Source organism: Burkholderia sp. AU18528 (assembly GCF_002223215.2).
GTDB classification, from domain to species: Bacteria; Pseudomonadota; Gammaproteobacteria; order Burkholderiales; family Burkholderiaceae; genus Burkholderia; species Burkholderia semiarida.
Genome location: NZ_NKFC02000006.1, coordinates 384950 through 399952, shown reverse-complemented (window position 1 = coordinate 399952; position 15003 = coordinate 384950). Strand labels below are relative to the sequence as shown.

General features: G+C 67.4%; 14 protein-coding genes and 1 tRNA gene. 9 read left to right on the top strand and 6 right to left on the bottom strand.

Annotated elements, in window-relative coordinates; genetic code table 11:
• The first annotated feature begins 39 nt into the window (after positions 1–39).
• Positions 40–543, top strand: coding sequence for a shikimate kinase (locus CFB52_RS18645; RefSeq protein ID WP_099317156.1), 504 nt, complete (start codon positions 40–42; stop codon positions 541–543).
• Here the strand turns inward: CFB52_RS18645 and CFB52_RS18640 are convergent.
• Both CFB52_RS18640 and CFB52_RS18635 read right to left on the bottom strand, forming a co-directional pair.
• Positions 537–1847, bottom strand: coding sequence for an MFS transporter (locus CFB52_RS18640; protein ID WP_099317155.1), 1311 nt, complete (start codon positions 1845–1847; stop codon positions 537–539). The genes CFB52_RS18645 and CFB52_RS18640 overlap by 7 nt on opposite strands.
• 176 nt (positions 1848–2023) lie before the next feature.
• Entirely contained in the window at positions 2024–3106 is a 1083-nt protein-coding gene (locus CFB52_RS18635; RefSeq protein ID WP_099317154.1) for a tartrate dehydrogenase, read from the bottom strand.
• A 108-nt stretch (positions 3107–3214) separates the two neighbouring features.
• Between CFB52_RS18635 and CFB52_RS18630 the strand changes: the two genes are divergently transcribed.
• The 3 genes from CFB52_RS18630 (at position 3215) to CFB52_RS18620 (ending at position 6182) form a co-directional block, all read left to right on the top strand.
• Positions 3215–4135 (top strand): LysR substrate-binding domain-containing protein, encoded by a 921-nt coding sequence (locus tag CFB52_RS18630; RefSeq protein WP_089465429.1) that lies wholly within the window; start codon positions 3215–3217, stop codon positions 4133–4135.
• A gap of 257 nt (positions 4136–4392) precedes the next feature.
• Positions 4393–4914, top strand: a complete 522-nt coding sequence (locus CFB52_RS18625) for a helix-turn-helix domain-containing protein (RefSeq protein WP_059580292.1) — start codon at positions 4393–4395, stop codon at positions 4912–4914.
• A complete protein-coding gene (locus CFB52_RS18620) occupies positions 4911–6182 on the top strand; it encodes a type II toxin-antitoxin system HipA family toxin (RefSeq protein ID WP_099317153.1) in 1272 nt (423 codons plus the stop codon). The genes CFB52_RS18625 and CFB52_RS18620 overlap by 4 nt, the downstream gene beginning before the upstream one ends.
• A 24-nt stretch (positions 6183–6206) precedes the next feature.
• On the opposite strand, the gene CFB52_RS18615 is transcribed toward CFB52_RS18620, so the two are convergent.
• From CFB52_RS18615 to CFB52_RS18605, 3 genes are all read right to left on the bottom strand, one after another.
• Complete coding sequence (locus tag CFB52_RS18615; RefSeq protein ID WP_099317152.1) at positions 6207–7208, bottom strand: LysR family transcriptional regulator; 1002 nt, start codon at positions 7206–7208, stop codon at positions 6207–6209.
• Positions 7209–7311: 103 nt separating this feature from the next.
• Positions 7312–7731, bottom strand: coding sequence for a hypothetical protein (locus CFB52_RS18610; RefSeq protein ID WP_060311551.1), 420 nt, complete (start codon positions 7729–7731; stop codon positions 7312–7314).
• Between the two features lie 116 nt (positions 7732–7847).
• Positions 7848–8648, bottom strand: a complete 801-nt coding sequence (locus CFB52_RS18605) for a helix-turn-helix domain-containing protein (RefSeq protein WP_060311554.1) — start codon at positions 8646–8648, stop codon at positions 7848–7850.
• 164 nt (positions 8649–8812) lie between these two features.
• Here CFB52_RS18605 and CFB52_RS18600 point away from each other — a divergent pair, with 164 nt between their 5' ends.
• Both CFB52_RS18600 and CFB52_RS18595 read left to right on the top strand, forming a co-directional pair.
• Positions 8813–9439 (top strand): LysE family translocator, encoded by a 627-nt coding sequence (locus CFB52_RS18600; RefSeq protein WP_059580281.1) that lies wholly within the window; start codon positions 8813–8815, stop codon positions 9437–9439.
• A gap of 13 nt (positions 9440–9452) precedes the next feature.
• Positions 9453–10205 carry a bifunctional 2-polyprenyl-6-hydroxyphenol methylase/3-demethylubiquinol 3-O-methyltransferase UbiG gene (locus CFB52_RS18595; RefSeq protein WP_099317867.1) on the top strand — a complete coding sequence of 251 codons (753 nt, stop codon included), beginning with the start codon at positions 9453–9455 and terminating at the stop codon, positions 10203–10205.
• A gap of 43 nt (positions 10206–10248) precedes the next feature.
• Here the strand turns inward: CFB52_RS18595 and rtcR are convergent, their stop codons facing one another.
• A complete protein-coding gene (gene rtcR / locus CFB52_RS18590; RefSeq protein ID WP_099317151.1) occupies positions 10249–11865 on the bottom strand; it encodes an RNA repair transcriptional activator RtcR in 1617 nt (538 codons plus the stop codon).
• A 338-nt stretch (positions 11866–12203) separates the two neighbouring features.
• Here rtcR and CFB52_RS34675 point away from each other — a divergent pair.
• The 3 genes from CFB52_RS34675 (at position 12204) to CFB52_RS18580 (ending at position 14961) form a co-directional block, all read left to right on the top strand.
• Positions 12204–12276: transfer RNA gene (locus tag CFB52_RS34675), tRNA-Phe, on the top strand.
• Between the two features lie 259 nt (positions 12277–12535).
• The gene (locus CFB52_RS18585) at positions 12536–13675 is read left to right on the top strand and encodes a slipin family protein (protein WP_099317866.1); all 1140 of its coding nucleotides are present in this window, start codon (positions 12536–12538) and stop codon (positions 13673–13675) included.
• Positions 13676–13737: 62 nt separating this feature from the next.
• Complete coding sequence (locus CFB52_RS18580; RefSeq protein WP_099317865.1) at positions 13738–14961, top strand: RtcB family protein; 1224 nt, start codon at positions 13738–13740, stop codon at positions 14959–14961.
• The last annotated feature ends 42 nt before the right edge of the window (positions 14962–15003 follow it).

Sequence of the window (15003 nt, the reverse complement as noted above, 5' to 3'; positions counted from 1 at the left end):
TCGAGGCACAATGAAAGCATTCAGTCAATTTCGCGCCTCATGCTCTCTACATCGACGAACACGCCGCTCACCGTCATCCATCTGAACGGCCCGATCAACAGCGGCAAGACGACGATCGGTCGCGCACTCGCACGCGTGCTGCCCGATGCGCGCTTCATCGACGGCGACGATCACGACGCGCCCGAATCCGCGCCGTTCGACGTGCAATGGGCCATCGCGCTGGAGCGGCTCGTCGCGCAGATAGCGCAAGCGCGCGAACGCCACCTCGTGATCGCCTATCCGATCGGCGAAGCGGAATTCGAGCGGCTGCGCACGGCGTGCGCCGTGCGCGATGCGCGATTGTTCGTCGTCACGCTCGCGCCGCCCGAAGCGGTCGCGGCATCGAATCGCGGCACGCGCGCGCTGACGGAGTGGGAGCGGCAACGGATCGCCGAGATGTATCGGGAAGGGTATGCGTCGCGCAGGTTCAGCGATTGCGTGATCGATACGTCGAACGCGTCGCCCGACGTGTGCGCGACGGAGATCGCGCGCCGCGCTCAGTGATGCCGCTGGATGGTCGACACGATCTGCTCGCGCGCCCCCTTGCGGCTCAGCATCAGCGTGACGACCGCCGATACCGCGAGCGTCCCCGCAACCACATACAGCCCCGCCGCATACCCGCCCGTCGCATGCTTGAGCCAGCCGATCGCGAATGGCCCGACGAAGCCGCCGAGATTGCCGATTGAGTTGATCATCGCGATCCCCGCCGCCGCGCCGGCCCCCGACAGGAACGCGCTCGGCATCGCCCACAGCGGCGCCTTCGCGGCGCTGATCCCGACGTTGACGACGACCAGCGCGAGCACGGTCAGCAGCGCGGTGCTCGCCTGCCCCGCGAACACGAAGCCGATGCACGCGAGCACGCACGGAATCACGACGTGCCATGTGCGCTCGCCGGTGCGATCCGAATGCCGCGCCCACACGATCATCGCGACCACGGCGGCAACGCTCGGAATGCCGGTGAGCAGGCCCGTTTGCACCGCGGTGAAGCCGAACTGCCTGACCATCAGCGGCGCCCACAACCCGAGCGTGTACAGTCCTGCCGACGTGCCGAAGTAGATCAGCGCGAGCGCCAGCACGCGCGGATCGCGCAGCGCCTGCCACGCGCCGGCCGTATGCCCGGCGTGCGTGTGGCGCGCGTCCGCCTCCGCCTTCAGCTTCGCGATCAACCAGTCGCGCTCGTCGGACCGCAGCCACGCGGCCTGCGACGGCGCATCGGTCAGATACTTCAGCACGACGAAGCCGAGCGCGACCGCCGGCAGCGCTTCGACGATGTACAGCATCTGCCAGTCGGCAAGCCCGAACATCGGCGGCATCTGCATGATCGCGCCCGACAGCGGCGAACCGATCGCGGTCGAGATCGGCGCGGCCGCCATGAACCACGCGGCGGCCACCGCGCGCTGCTTCGCGGGAAACCACAGGCTCAGGTACAGGATGATGCCGGGGAAAAAGCCGGCTTCGGCCATGCCCAGCAGAAAGCGCAGCACGTAGAAGCTCGTCGGGCCGGTCACGAACGCGGATACGGCCGACACGATCCCCCACGTGATCATCACGCGCGCGATCCAGATGCGCGCGCCGACGCGATGGAGAATCAGGTTGCTTGGCACTTCGAACAGAAAATAGCCGATGAAGAACAGGCCGCCGCCGAATCCGAACGCGGTGGGCGACAGGCCGATCGCCTTGTTCATCGTCATCGCGGCAAAGCCCACGTTGACGCGATCGAGAAAGCTGACGAAGTAAAGCAGCATCACGAACGGAATGATGCGCCACATCAGCTTCCGCGCGACGCGGGTTTCCAGATCTGCTTGCATGTGTCTCCTCCTTCGAGGTCGGGCCGTGCGCCGTCGGTCGGTGGACCGCGGCGCCGGCCGGCGCCCGGCTCGCGTCGGATGCGCGAGTCGCAGGCAGAAAATGCCTGAGTGAAGCGAACGCGCGACGCTCGGCTGCGCGCAGGCGCGGCCGTCAGCGCCACACCGCCTCGCCGCCGTCAGGCCGCGGCGGCCGCGTGCGCGACGCGCTCGCAGACGGCCAACGTCACCTGCGCGGTCGTCGCGCTGCCGCCGAGGTCGCGCGTATGCAGCGACGGGTCGGCCGTCACGGCCTCGATCGCGTGCATCACGCGCGCGGCGGCTGCCGTCTCGCCGAGATGCTCGAGCAGCATCACGACCGACCAGAACGTGCCGACCGGATTCGCGAGCCCCTTGCCCATGATGTCGAACGCGGAGCCGTGGATCGGCTCGAACATCGACGGATAGCGGCGCTCGGGATCGATGTTGCCGGTCGGCGCGATGCCGAGGCTGCCCGCGAGCGCGGCGGCGAGATCGCTGAGGATGTCCGCGTGCAGGTTGGTCGCGACGATCGTGTCGAGCGACGCCGGGCGGTTGACCATGCGCGCGGTCGCCGCATCGACGAGTTCCTTGTCCCACGCCACGTCGGGAAATTCCTGCGCAATCTGTTTCGCGATCTCGTCCCACATCACCATCGCGTGCCGCTGCGCGTTGCTCTTCGTGATCACGGTCAGCAGCTTGCGCGGGCGCGACTGCGCGAGCCGGAACGCGAAGCGCATGATGCGCTCGACGCCGGCGCGCGTGAGGATCGACACGTCGGTCGCGGCCTCGATCGGATGGCCCTGGTGCACGCGACCGCCGACGCCCGCGTATTCGCCTTCCGAGTTCTCGCGCACGATCACCCAGTTCAGGTCGTCCGGCCCGCAGCGCTTCAGCGGTGCATCGATGCCCGGCAGGATGCGCGTCGGGCGCACGTTCGCGTACTGGTCGAAGCCCTGGCAGATCTTCAGGCGCAGCCCCCACAGCGTCACGTGGTCGGGCACGTCCGGATCGCCCGCGGAGCCGAACAGGATCGCGTCCTTGCCGCGCAGCGCGTCGAGGCCGTCGGCCGGCATCATCGCGCCGTGCCGGCGGTAGTAATCGGCGCCCCAGTCGAAATCCTCGAACGCGAACGCAAAGCGGTCGCTGCCGCGGGCCAGCGCTTCCAGCACCTGCTTGGCCGCAGGCACCACTTCCTTGCCAATGCCGTCGCCGGGAATCGTTGCGATACGGTAGGTCTTCATGCGGACATCCTCGATTGGTCGTGAGCGTGAACGCACTTTACCGAACTGGTAGTGCAGAAACCGTGGCTATACTCAAAGCATCTTTAACTTCAATTCACGAATCTCGTCATGGCGGATACCGTTCAGCCGGCCGATCTCGGCTTCTTCTCGACGCTGGCCGCGTCGGGCAGCCTGAGCGCGGCCGCGCGCGAGCTCGGGCTGACCGCGGCGGCCGTCAGCAAGCGGCTCACGCAGATGGAGCGGCGCGCGGGCGTGACGCTCGTCAATCGCACGACGCGGCGGATGATGCTGACGCCCGAAGGCGACGTGTATCTCGAATACGCACGGCGAATCCTCGACCAGATGGACGAACTCGGCGAACTGCTCGGCAGCGCGAAGCAGCGGCCGAAAGGCCTGCTGCGCGTGAACGCGACGCTCGGGTTCGGGCGCAGCCACGTCGGCCCGGCGATCTCGCGCTTCGTCGCGCGCTATCCGGAGGTGTCGGTGCAGTTGCAGTTGTCGGTGATGCCGCCGCCGCTCACCGACGACACGTTCGACGTATGCATCCGCTTCGGCGAGCCGCCCGACACGCGCGTCGTCGCGCGGCGGCTCGCACCGAACCGTCGGCTGCTGTGCGCGGCGCCCGCCTATCTGGCGCGGCATGGGACACCCGGCACGCCGCAAGACCTGACGAGACACAACTGCATCGGCATCCGGCAGGGCGACGAAGGTTACGGCGTGTGGCGCCTGACGACCGGGCGCGGCGCGGCCCGCCACACGGAGGCCGTGCGGATCAACGGCAACCTGACGACGAACGACGGCGAGATCGCGGTAAAGTGGGCGCTCGACGGGCACGGAATCCTGATGCGCGCGGAATGGGACCTGCGCGACTATCTCGCCGACGGGCGGCTGGTCGTCGTGCTGCCCGACCATGAAACGCCGGGTGCCGACATCTACGCGGTGTATGCGCAGCGTCACCAGATGTCCACGCGGATTCGCGCGTTCGTCGATTTCCTGGCGGAAGAATTGGGGCGGCCGAAGGCGACGTAGGGCGTCGGTTACGCCCGCTGCGGGCCAGGCATCGGTACGCGATGCCGGGGCGAGTACACGGCTTTTCGGCTCACGACACGCGTCCGAGCGTATGGCCGCCAAGCGATGGAGTCAATATTCTGGCAAATCTCGCATCGTAGAGCCAAAATATTTACACAAACCAGCGCAGCGCCTCGACGAAAGTCACTGACACGCTGCGCTAAAGTGCTATTATTTTAGCTCTATTGCACCGAAAAAACTGAAATATTAGCGCCATCATGGCAAAGAAAACCGCCCCTCTCTTGCCCGCATCCAGTCGGTTGCTCGTCGAATTCGGCGAGCGGCTCAAGCTCGCGCGTCTGCGCCGGAAACTGACGGCCAAGCAGGTCGCTGAACGCGCGGGAATGTCGCCGATGACACTTCGCTCGCTGGAGGGAGGCGGTTCGGGGGTCACGATCGGCGCCTATCTTGCCGTCATGCAAGTACTGGGCCTCCAGGGCGATCTGGAGAAGCTGGCCGCAGCGGACTCGTTCGGCCGCCAGCTTCAAGACGCTCGCCTCGTCAAACCGCGATCCGTGAAACGAGTTGCCCTGCGGTCGTCCGCCGAGTCGCCACGCATACCTGATCGGCGCGATCGTGCCACCACGACCACGCCCCCGGCCCCGGCCCCCGCCAGGAAAGCACCGGGATCGGCGTCCAGCATCCCGGCGCCCGACCACCATCGCGGTACGACGGCCGCGGAACTGGCCGCGCTGTTGAAGCCAGCGAGCAAACACCTGGGGAAATCTCGCGAGAAATGACGACCATCTCCGTTTACGCAGACTGGAGCAGCCTGGCCGCTCCCCGGAAACTCGGCCTTCTGCACAGCCGACAGACGCGGGCAAGCGAACGTTTCGAATTCCAGTACGACGCAACCGCCTTGAGCGCTCCCGAACTCGCCCGGGTTCAGCTCGATCCCGGCATCGGCCTCTTCGAAGGACCGCAATATCCACCTCCGCCGCGAGACTCGTTCGGTGCGTTCGCCGATTCCAGCCCCGATCGGTGGGGGCGCATGCTGATGGACCGTCGGCTGGAGCGAGACATTCGTGCAGGCCTTCGACCGAAGGGCACTCGGCTCCGTGAATCGGATTACCTGCTGGGCGTCCACGATCTCTATCGCGTCGGCGCCCTGCGTTACAAGCTCGACGACGAAGGAGAGTTTCTCGACGACCGCGTTGATCTCGCCGCGCCGCCATTCGCGGAAATCCGTGAACTGGAACGCGTCAGTCGGGCGCTGGAAGAGGATGTCGACAACATCGCCCCGGACGGCCGCGACTGGCTCTCGATGCTCATCGCACCTGGCGGCTCGCTCGGCGGTGCACGACCGAAAGCAAGCGTGGCCGACGATCAGGGGCGTCTGTATATCGCGAAGTTCCCCAGCGCAAGAGACGATTACGACGTAGGCGGTTGGGAAATGGTCGTCAATGCGCTCGCGGTCGGCTGCGGCCTGAATGTCGCCCAAGCCGAGGCACGAAAGTTCGCCAGCGACCATCATTGCTTCCTGGTCCGTCGCTTCGACCGGACGTCCGATGGACGGCGCCTGCACTTTGCCTCGGCGATGACCATGACCGGTCACGTCGATGGCGACGATGCCTCCACCGGGGTCAGCTATCTCGAACTGGCGGAAGTCCTCATACAACATGGTGCGCAACCCAATGTCGACCTGCGAGAACTTTGGGCGCGGATCGTCTTCAATCTTCTCGTATCGAATACCGACGACCATCTTCGCAATCACGGATTCATTCTGGCACCGGGTAAGGGCTGGCGGCTCTCCGCGGCTTATGACATGAATCCGGTCGCGATCGCCGACGGCCTCAAGCTCAATATCACGGAAGCCGACAACGCGCTGAACCTCGAGCTTGCCCGTGAAGTCTGCGAATTCTTTCGGCTCGGTCTGAGCGATGCCGACGAGATCATCGACGACTTCCGTGGTGTCGTCAGTCAATGGAGAACGCTCGCGACGCGACTCGCGCTGCCGGCTCGGGAACAGGATCGGATGGCCAGCGCGTTCCGCCTCGCAAGCGCTTGAGGATTTTCCGTCCGCATCCCGCCGTCACGCCACCGCCACCAGCCCGCCGTAGCGATCGGGGGTAACGACTGCACCCGGCGCCGGCCGCCACCCCACCGCCCCCGCCGCCGCCAGCCCTGCCTGCTCGTGTCCGGCCTGCACGAAACGCTCGGCGATCCAGTCGACGAACGCGCGCACGCCGGGCGACACATGCGGGCGCTTCACGTAGACGACCGACACGGCCAGCGCATCGGGCTGCCAGCGCGCCAGCACTTCCCGCAACCGCCCCGCGTCGATCAGCGCCTGCGCGGCGACGCGCGTCGGCTGGATCAGCCCGAGGCCGTGCACGCCGCAGGCGAGATACGCCTGCTCGTCGTCCACGCCGACGATGCCGTCGAGCCGCACCTTGCGCACCGCGTCGTCCACCGCGAACTCGAGCTCGGCCGGACGCTGGCCGAAGACGTGCGACCCGCCTACCGCGCGATGCCCGCCCAGATCGTCGGGCGTGCGCGGCACGCCGAAGCGGTCGAGATACGCGGGGCTCGCGCACGTCACGCGCTCGAGCGAGCCGAGCCGGCGCGCGACGAGCGACGAATCGGGCAGCGCACCGAGCCGGATACTGCAGTCGATCGCGTCGCCGATGCGATCGCCCGCGCGCCCGGCCACGGCGAGCATCAGTTCGAGATCGGGATGCCGCACATGGAATTCGCCGAGCGCCGGCAGCACGATCGCGCCCGCCACCGACGCCGGCAATTCCACGCGCAGCGGCCCGCTCGGATGCACCGCGGCGCCGCGAATGCTGGCTTCGAGCTCGTCGACGTCCGCGGTGATGCTGACGCAGCGCCGGTAATACGCGTCGCCTTCGGGCGTGGCCCGCAACGCGCGCGTCGTGCGCACCAGCAGCGGCATGCCGAGCGCCGCTTCGAGCTCCTGCACGGTGCGCGTCGCGGTGGCGCGCGAGATGCCGAGCGCCTGCGCGGCACGGGTAAAGCTGTTCATTTCGACGATGCGCGTGAAGATGCGCATCGCGCGGATCGGATTGTCCACCGGACACCTCTACGGGGTTGCGACAGGCCGCGGCGCGGGCGTTCGCGCACCGCGCGTGCGTGTCGATGTCGACGCAAGCCGCGCGACCGGCGCGGCCGCCGGGTCAGGCGTTCGCCGCCGCGACGCCGGGCGCCGGTTCGGCGAGCAGCCGTTGCGCGAGCGCCAGCGCGTCGTCGCGGCTCGCCGCCGCGTTCAGCGGATAACCCCAGACCTTCTCGAAGGCGCCCGAAAAGGCATTGAGCGCCACGCGCCGCGCCGCATCGGGCTCGATCGCGATCATCCCGGGGATCCGTTCGCGCGACAGCGCACGGTTGGCCTTGCTCCACTTCGCGAGCTGCTTGCGCATCTCGTGATCGTTATTGGCGCGATCGTCGCCGGACGGCGCATCGTCGGTCAGAAGAACGAAGCGTTCGCGGCGCGCGAGCAGTGCGTCGAGTTCGGCAATCAGGCGGGCGGGATCGGTGTGGGTCGAGCCGCTGTAACGCAGCCAGACAAACGGGAATTCAGTCGTGACGATTTGCATGTCGACCTCCAGATGAGAACGATTCTCATTCTATGGATCGAGACCGCGTGCGTCATTTCTCGTCCCGGCCAACTGCTTTTTCAATCCGGCCAAACGGGCGCGTGCGGCCCGGCGGTTCAGCGCTGCCGATCGGTGAGGAATTGCGTCGGCGGCTTGCCGGTCGCCTTGCGGAACATCGTGACGAAGCTGCTTGCGCTCTCGTAGCCGAGATCGATCGCGATCTGATGCACGCGACGGCCGGTCGTCAGCATCCGCAGCGACAGCGCGACGTGCAGCCGACGGCGCCAGTCGCCGAGGCTCATCCCGAGCTCCTTCGTCGCGAGGCGCGTCAGGCTGCGCTCGCTGATGCCCGCACGCCGCGCGAGCTCGGGCAGCGGCGACTTGTCGGCCGGATCGTCGAGCAGATGGTCGATCAGCTTGCGCAGCCGGCGGTCGGCCGGCATCGGCAGGTACAAGTCCTCGACCGGCGCCGCGACGAGCTCGTCGAGCAGCGTCGCGACCAGCCGCCCTTGCGGCCCGTCGACGTCGTACAGGTTCGGGAAACTGGCCGCCTTCAGCAGCAGCTCGCGCAACAGCGGCGACATGCCCAGCGTGCAACAGCGCTTGGGCAAGTCGAGCGCCGCGTCGGGTTCGACCAGCACCGCGTAGAAGGTCGCGCCGGCCGAGCCGCGCGCCGCATGCGCGACATCGCCGGGAATCCAGACCGTGCATTGCGGCGGCGCGGTCCACACGCCGCCGTCGATCTCGCAATAGACGACGCCGGTCAGCGTGTAGAGCAGTTGCGCCTGTCGATGGCTGTGCCGCTCCAGCCGCCATTCGGGCTCGACGACGGAGCCGCCGAACACGACGAGCGGACGCGGCACGTGATCGACGTCGGTGTCCGCGGCGGGATCGGTGATCGATGGAAGGTCGCGCATGAAACGATAGGCTGTGAAAAAGGCCGGACGCCGGTGCGTCCTGTCGTGCTTATACCAGAAAGGCGCCGGCGCAGCCGCGCCGTTCGGGGGCGTCAGCGGCCGCGCGCCGAACCGAATACAATGCGCCGATCCCCTTGCCGCCGCGCCAACCCGCCGGAGCCGCCATGTTCGACCTGACCACGCTGACCACCTTCACGGCCGTCGTTCTGGGCCTGTTCCTGATCCCCGGCCCCGCCGTGCTGCTCGTGCTGAGCCGCACCGTGCAGGGCGGGCGCACGACCGGTATCCTGACCGGCCTCGGCGTCGCGAGTGGCGACTTCGTGCATACGCTGTTCGCGGCCGTCGGGCTGTCCGCGCTGCTGATGACGTCGGCGCTCGCGTTCAACATCGTGAAGCTGATCGGCGCCGCGTACCTGATCTATCTCGGCGTGCGCGCGCTGCTGGAGAAGCCGTCCGATCCGTCGCTGCCGCGGGTGGCGGCCGTCACGCCGCTCAACGCGTACTTGCAGGCGATTCCCGCCGAAGTGCTGAATCCGAAAACCGCGCTGTTCTTTCTCGCGTTCATGCCGCAGTTCGTGCATCCGGAACGTGGCTCGACGTTCGTGCAGTTCGCGGTGCTCGGGCTGATCTTCGTCGTGCTCAGCTCGCTCTACACGACGCTGATCGCGTGCTCGATCCGCCCGCTCGGCCGCATCGTGAAGCGGCTCACGTGGCTCACGCGCTGGCAGGGCAGGATCATCGGCTCGATCTTCATTGCGCTCGGGCTGCGCGTGGCCGTGCAGCAGCGCTGATGGGCGCGACCGCATGACGCGCACCGACGCGGATCTGCTCTACACTGACCCGCGCCTCGTCGCGGTGTACGACCTGTTCAACGCGGGCGATCGGGACTTCGCGTTCTATGCCGCGGCGATCGGCGCCTCCCGGCAACGCATTCTCGATCTCGGCTGCGGCACCGGCACGTTCGCGCGACGGCTCGCGGCGGCCGGGCATGACGTCGTCGCGATCGATCCGGCGCCTGCGATGATCGATTACGCGCGACGGCAGCCGGGCGCCGCCGCCGTCCGCTGGCTCGCGTGCGCGCTCGACGGCCTGCCGCCCGGTGCGCGATTCGATGCGGTCGTGATGACCGGGCACGCGTTTCAGTGCCTGCTGACCGACGACGATATCGACGCGACGCTGCGCGGCGTGCGACGCGTACTCGCGGACGGCGGCCGCTTCCTGTTCGAGACCCGCAACCCGCGCACCGAACCGTGGCGAGCATGGACGCCCGCGCAGTCGGCACGCAGCGTCGAATCGCACGCATTCGGCATCGTCGATCTCCATCACGCGGTGCGTGCGATCGACGACGCGATCGTGACGTTCGACACGCACTACCGCTTCCGCCGCGACGACACGGTGCTGACGAATACGAGCCGGCTGCGTTTCATCGCGCATCCCGACTTGCAACGGCGCGTGACGGCGGCCGGATTCGCGTCGGCCGACTGGTGCGGCGACTGGGACCACGCACCGTTCGACGCAGCGACCAGCGCGGAGATCATCGCGATCTGCCGCGCGTAACGGGCGCGGCGCAGACGTCATGCGCCTCGCTCGCCACGCGTCATCACGCGCGCTCGAGCGCACGCCGCACACCGTCCCAATCGAGCCCGAACCGCGCGAGATACTTGCGCAGCCGGTCGGCATCGTTCGGCTGCTTCTTGCTCTGCCGCGACACCGCGAACAGCGTGCGCCCGGCTTCCGACAGGCTCGCCGACGTCCGACACACGTCGAGCACGCGTTCGAGCTGCGCCCGGTCGAACAGGTCGAGTTCCGCCGCACGCGCGCCGAACACCGCATCGACGCATGCATCGGCTACCCCCGCGCCGCCCGGCGACGACCACGTGCGCGTCAGCCGTTCGACTTCCTGCTCGGCAAGCGCCTCGGTAATCCGCCCGGCATCGGCCAGCGTCGCCATCCGCGTGACCGAGGCCGATAATTCGCGGAAATTGCCGGCCCACGCCGCCCGCGGCGATGTCGCGAACGCGAGATAGCGCCGCTTCGCCTCCACGTTGAACCGCACCTGCTCGCCCTGCTCGCGGCCGAAACGGTCGAGCTCGAATTCGAGGTTCGGCTCGATGTCCTCGCGGCGCTCGGCGAGCCCCGGCAGTTCGTAGGTCCACAGGTTGATCCGTGCATAGAGATCCTCGCGGAACGTCCCGGCCGCCACCATCTGCCGCAGGTCGCGATGGGTGCCCGCGATCAGCTCGAAATCGCTGGTCGCCTCGACGTCCGCGCCCACCGGCAGGAAGCGCTTCTCCTCGATCGCCTTCAGCAGCATCGCCTGCTCGTCGAGCCCGAGTTCGCCGATCTCGTCGAGAAACAGCAGGCCGCCGTCCGCGGCGCGCAGCAGCCCCGCCCGCGCCGACTGCGCGCCGGTGAACGCGCCCTTCACGTGACCGAACAGCGTCGACATCGCCGCGTCGCCGCGCAGCGTCGCGCAGTTGATCTCGATGAACGGCCCCGCGAGCCGATGCCGGCCGCGCTTCAGCTCGTACACGCGCTTCGCGAGAAACGACTTGCCGGCCCCCGTCGGCCCGACCAGCAGCATCGGCGCGCGCGAACGCACGGCCACGCGCTCGAGTTGCTCGATCAGCGCATTGAAGCGCGCGTTGCGCGTCGCGATGCCGGCCTTCAGGAACGACACCGTTTCGTCGCGCTCGCGCGTGAAGCGCTGCGCGATCCGGTTGTAGCGGGACAGGTCGAGATCGATCACGGAGATGGTGCCCGGCCCGCTCGGCCCTTCGTCGGTCCGCTGCGGCGGCCCCGTCTGCACGAGGCGCGCGGGCAGGTAGCGCGCTTCCGCCAGCAGGAACCAGCAGATCTGCGCGACGTGCGTGCCGGTCGTGATGTGGATCAGGTAATCCTCGTGTTCGAGGTCGAACGGATATGCGCGTGCGTAGTCGTGCAGCGTCGCATAGACCTCCTCGAAATCCCACGGATCGCGGATCGTGACCGACGTGAGCCGCACGTCGGTGTGCGGCGACACGCGCGCGAGATCGTCCCGCACCTGGTTGGCGAGACGCGTGTAGTCCGGCGAATGCAGCAGTTCCAACCGATCGATCGGCAACTCCGGCTGCTCGCACAACGAAATCGTCGGCCGCCATTTGCGGTAACGGCGCGGCGCGCGGCCACCCTGGTCGAGCACCGTGCCGAGAAACCCGATGGCGACAGTCTTTCGCATATTTATCTCGCAGGATAAGAGGCGATCCGATTATATCGTATTATCGTGATGACCCTTTGGGCACGACGTCGATCTCCAGCCACGCACAATAGATAAATCCCTTTTGTTTTCAATCGTTTAAAAAATCCACAAAGCCCCGGCACGCCCGCTGGCACGCTCCTCGCTAAATAGAAGACGCCGGATGTCCCGCTGGCCCACGAGCCAGGGTTCAACAAGCCCTGCTGGTGCGCCGCCGCCGAACCTCGTTCGTCGCCGCAGCGCATGCCGCCATGGACAGACGAAGGCAAACGGGCGCGCGTCAGGATGCTTCGTCCGGGTTCGAATCCCGGAGCGCCCATTGTTCGGAAGCTCAGCCAGGTGGAGCAGCCGGCGAAAGCCGGCCGGTGGCGGGTTCAAATCCCGCTCGAACGCTGTCCGCAAGGACGGTCTCGTATGAAAAGCAGTACCCGCCGGTGCGGGCCGCAAGGCCCGCCGCGCGTCGGACCGGTTGCAGTTCCGCGCGATCGGCCGGGCGGCCACACGGCCAGCGCACGAAGGCGCACGACGACGCAATGCCACACGCGTCGCCCTGTGCTTCGACGCCGGCCAGCGCGCCGCCCGCCCGATTGCGTCGCACCGCGATCCGCACGATGCGCGCCACCCGGCGGCCATTGAAGAAAAGGACAAGAATATGTGGATGCGACATGTAGTGAAAAAGAACGAGCGCGCGCTGCTGATGAATGAGGGCGATTTCGTGAAGGTGCTGGAACCGGGCGTGTTCAAGGCCTTCGATCCGTTCAAGCGTTTGTCGGTGCAGACCGCGCGTCTCGACGCGCCGCTCGCCGACGAAGCGTTGGCCGACTATCTGCGTCACGACGCACAGGATGTGCTCGCGCAGTATTTCGTCGCGATGGATCTCGCCGACGATGAAGCGGGCCTGCGCTACGAAGACGACGTGCTCGTCGAGATCCTCGCGCCGGGCACGCGCCGGCTGTACTGGCGCGGCCTGACCGCGCATCGGCTGGAACGTGTCGATCTCGCGCAGCACAGCATGCTGCCCGACGCGCTCGTGAAGCGCATCGCGCAACCGTCGCTGCGTGCGCGCGGCGTGGCCGGCCTGACGGGCGTGCTGCTGGCGCAGGTGCCGGCGTACCACGTCGGTGTACTGAAGATCGACGGCAAGATCGAGCGGTTGCTGGACGCGGGCACGTCGGCGTTCTGGCGCTTCAACCGCGACGTCGCGGTCGAGCTGGTCGATCTGCGCGTGCAGGCGATCGAAGTCGGCGGGCAGGAAATCCTCACGCGCGACAAGGTCGCGCTGCGGCTGAACCTGTCGGCGACGTGGCGCTATGCGGACGTGCTGCATGCGTTCGGCCAGTTGCAGAAGCCGGTCGAACACCTGTATCGCGAGTTGCAGTTCGCGCTGCGCTCGGCGGTCGGCACGCGCTCGCTCGACGAGCTGCTGGAGGACAAGCAGTCGCTCGACGACGTCGTGATCGCGCAAGTACGCGCCCGTCTCGACGGTTCGGGCCTGGACGTGCGCAGCGTCGGCGTGAAGGATATCGTGCTGCCGGGCGACATGAAGACGATCCTCGCGCAGGTGGTCGAGGCGGAGAAGTCCGCGCAGGCGAACGTGATTCGCCGCCGCGAGGAAACGGCGGCCACGCGTTCGCTGCTGAACACCGCGAAGGTGATGGAAGAGAACCCGACCGCGCTGCGGCTCAAGGAGCTGGAAACGCTCGAGCGCGTCGCGGAACGGATCGACCGCATCTCGGTGTTCGGCGGCCTCGATCAGGTGCTGAACGGACTCGTCAGCATCAAGGGCACGTAATGCAGGATCCGGCGCGATGCACGTGACTCGCGCCGGATACCGAAATGAATCAGGTGAAGCAAATGACGGACATGGATTATCAGGTGATGGAACTGGCGAACGGCAAGCCGGTGAAGATGTGGACGCAAGGCGTCGCCGTCGAGGAAGAAGCGCGCGCGCAACTGCGCAACACGGCACAAATGCCGTTCATCTTCGGCCACGTCGCGGTGATGCCGGACGTGCACCTCGGCAAGGGTTCGACGATCGGCAGCGTGATTCCGACGAAGGGCGCGATCATCCCGGCCGCGGTCGGCGTCGACATCGGCTGCGGGATGATGGCCGCGCGCACGACGCTGACGGCGTCCGACCTGCCGGATTCGCTTGGTGGGCTGCGCGGCGCGATCGAACGCGCGGTGCCGCACGGCCGCGCGCCGGGCCGCCGCGATCCGGGCGCATGGGGCGATCGCGCGCCGGCCACCGTGACCGAAGCATGGAAGTCGCTGCAACCGGGCTTCCAGCGGATCGTCGACAAGTATCCGAAGCTGGAAAAGACGAACCACTACGCGCATCTCGGCACGCTCGGCACCGGCAACCACTTCATCGAAGTGTGCATCGACGAAGCGGACCGCGTGTGGTTCATGCTGCACAGCGGCTCGCGCGGCGTCGGCAATGCGATCGGCAGCCTGTTCATCGAACTCGCGCAGGCCGACATGCGGCAGCACATCGCGAACCTGCCGGACCGCAATCTCGCGTATTTCACCGAGGGCAGCCGGCACTTCGACGATTACGTCGAGGCGGTCGGCTGGGCGCAGGACTACGCGCGGCGCAACCGGCAGGCGATGATGGACGCGGTGATCGGCGCGGCGCGCGGCGTGATCGCGAAGCCGTTTTCGGTCGACGAGCACGCGGTGAACTGCCACCACAACTACGTGCAGCGCGAACGCCACTTCGGCGAAGAGGTGCTCGTCACGCGCAAGGGCGCGGTGTCCGCGCAGAAGGGGCAGCTCGGGATCATTCCGGGGTCGATGGGCGCGAAGAGCTTCATCGTGCGCGGGCTCGGCAATCCGGAAAGCTTCTGCTCGTGCAGCCACGGCGCGGGCCGGACGATGAGCCGCACCGAAGCGAAGCGCCGCTTCACGGCCGACGATCAGGCGAAGGCGACGCAGGGCGTCGAATGCCGGAAGGACGCGGGCGTCGTCGATGAAATTCCGATGGCGTACAAGGACATCGACGCGGTGATGGCGGCCCAGCGCAGCCTCGTCGAAGTCGTGCATACACTGCGCCAGGTGGTGTGCGTGAAAGGATAGCGCGGTGCGCGGCCAATGGCCGGCGGCCGCGCGCAACAAAAG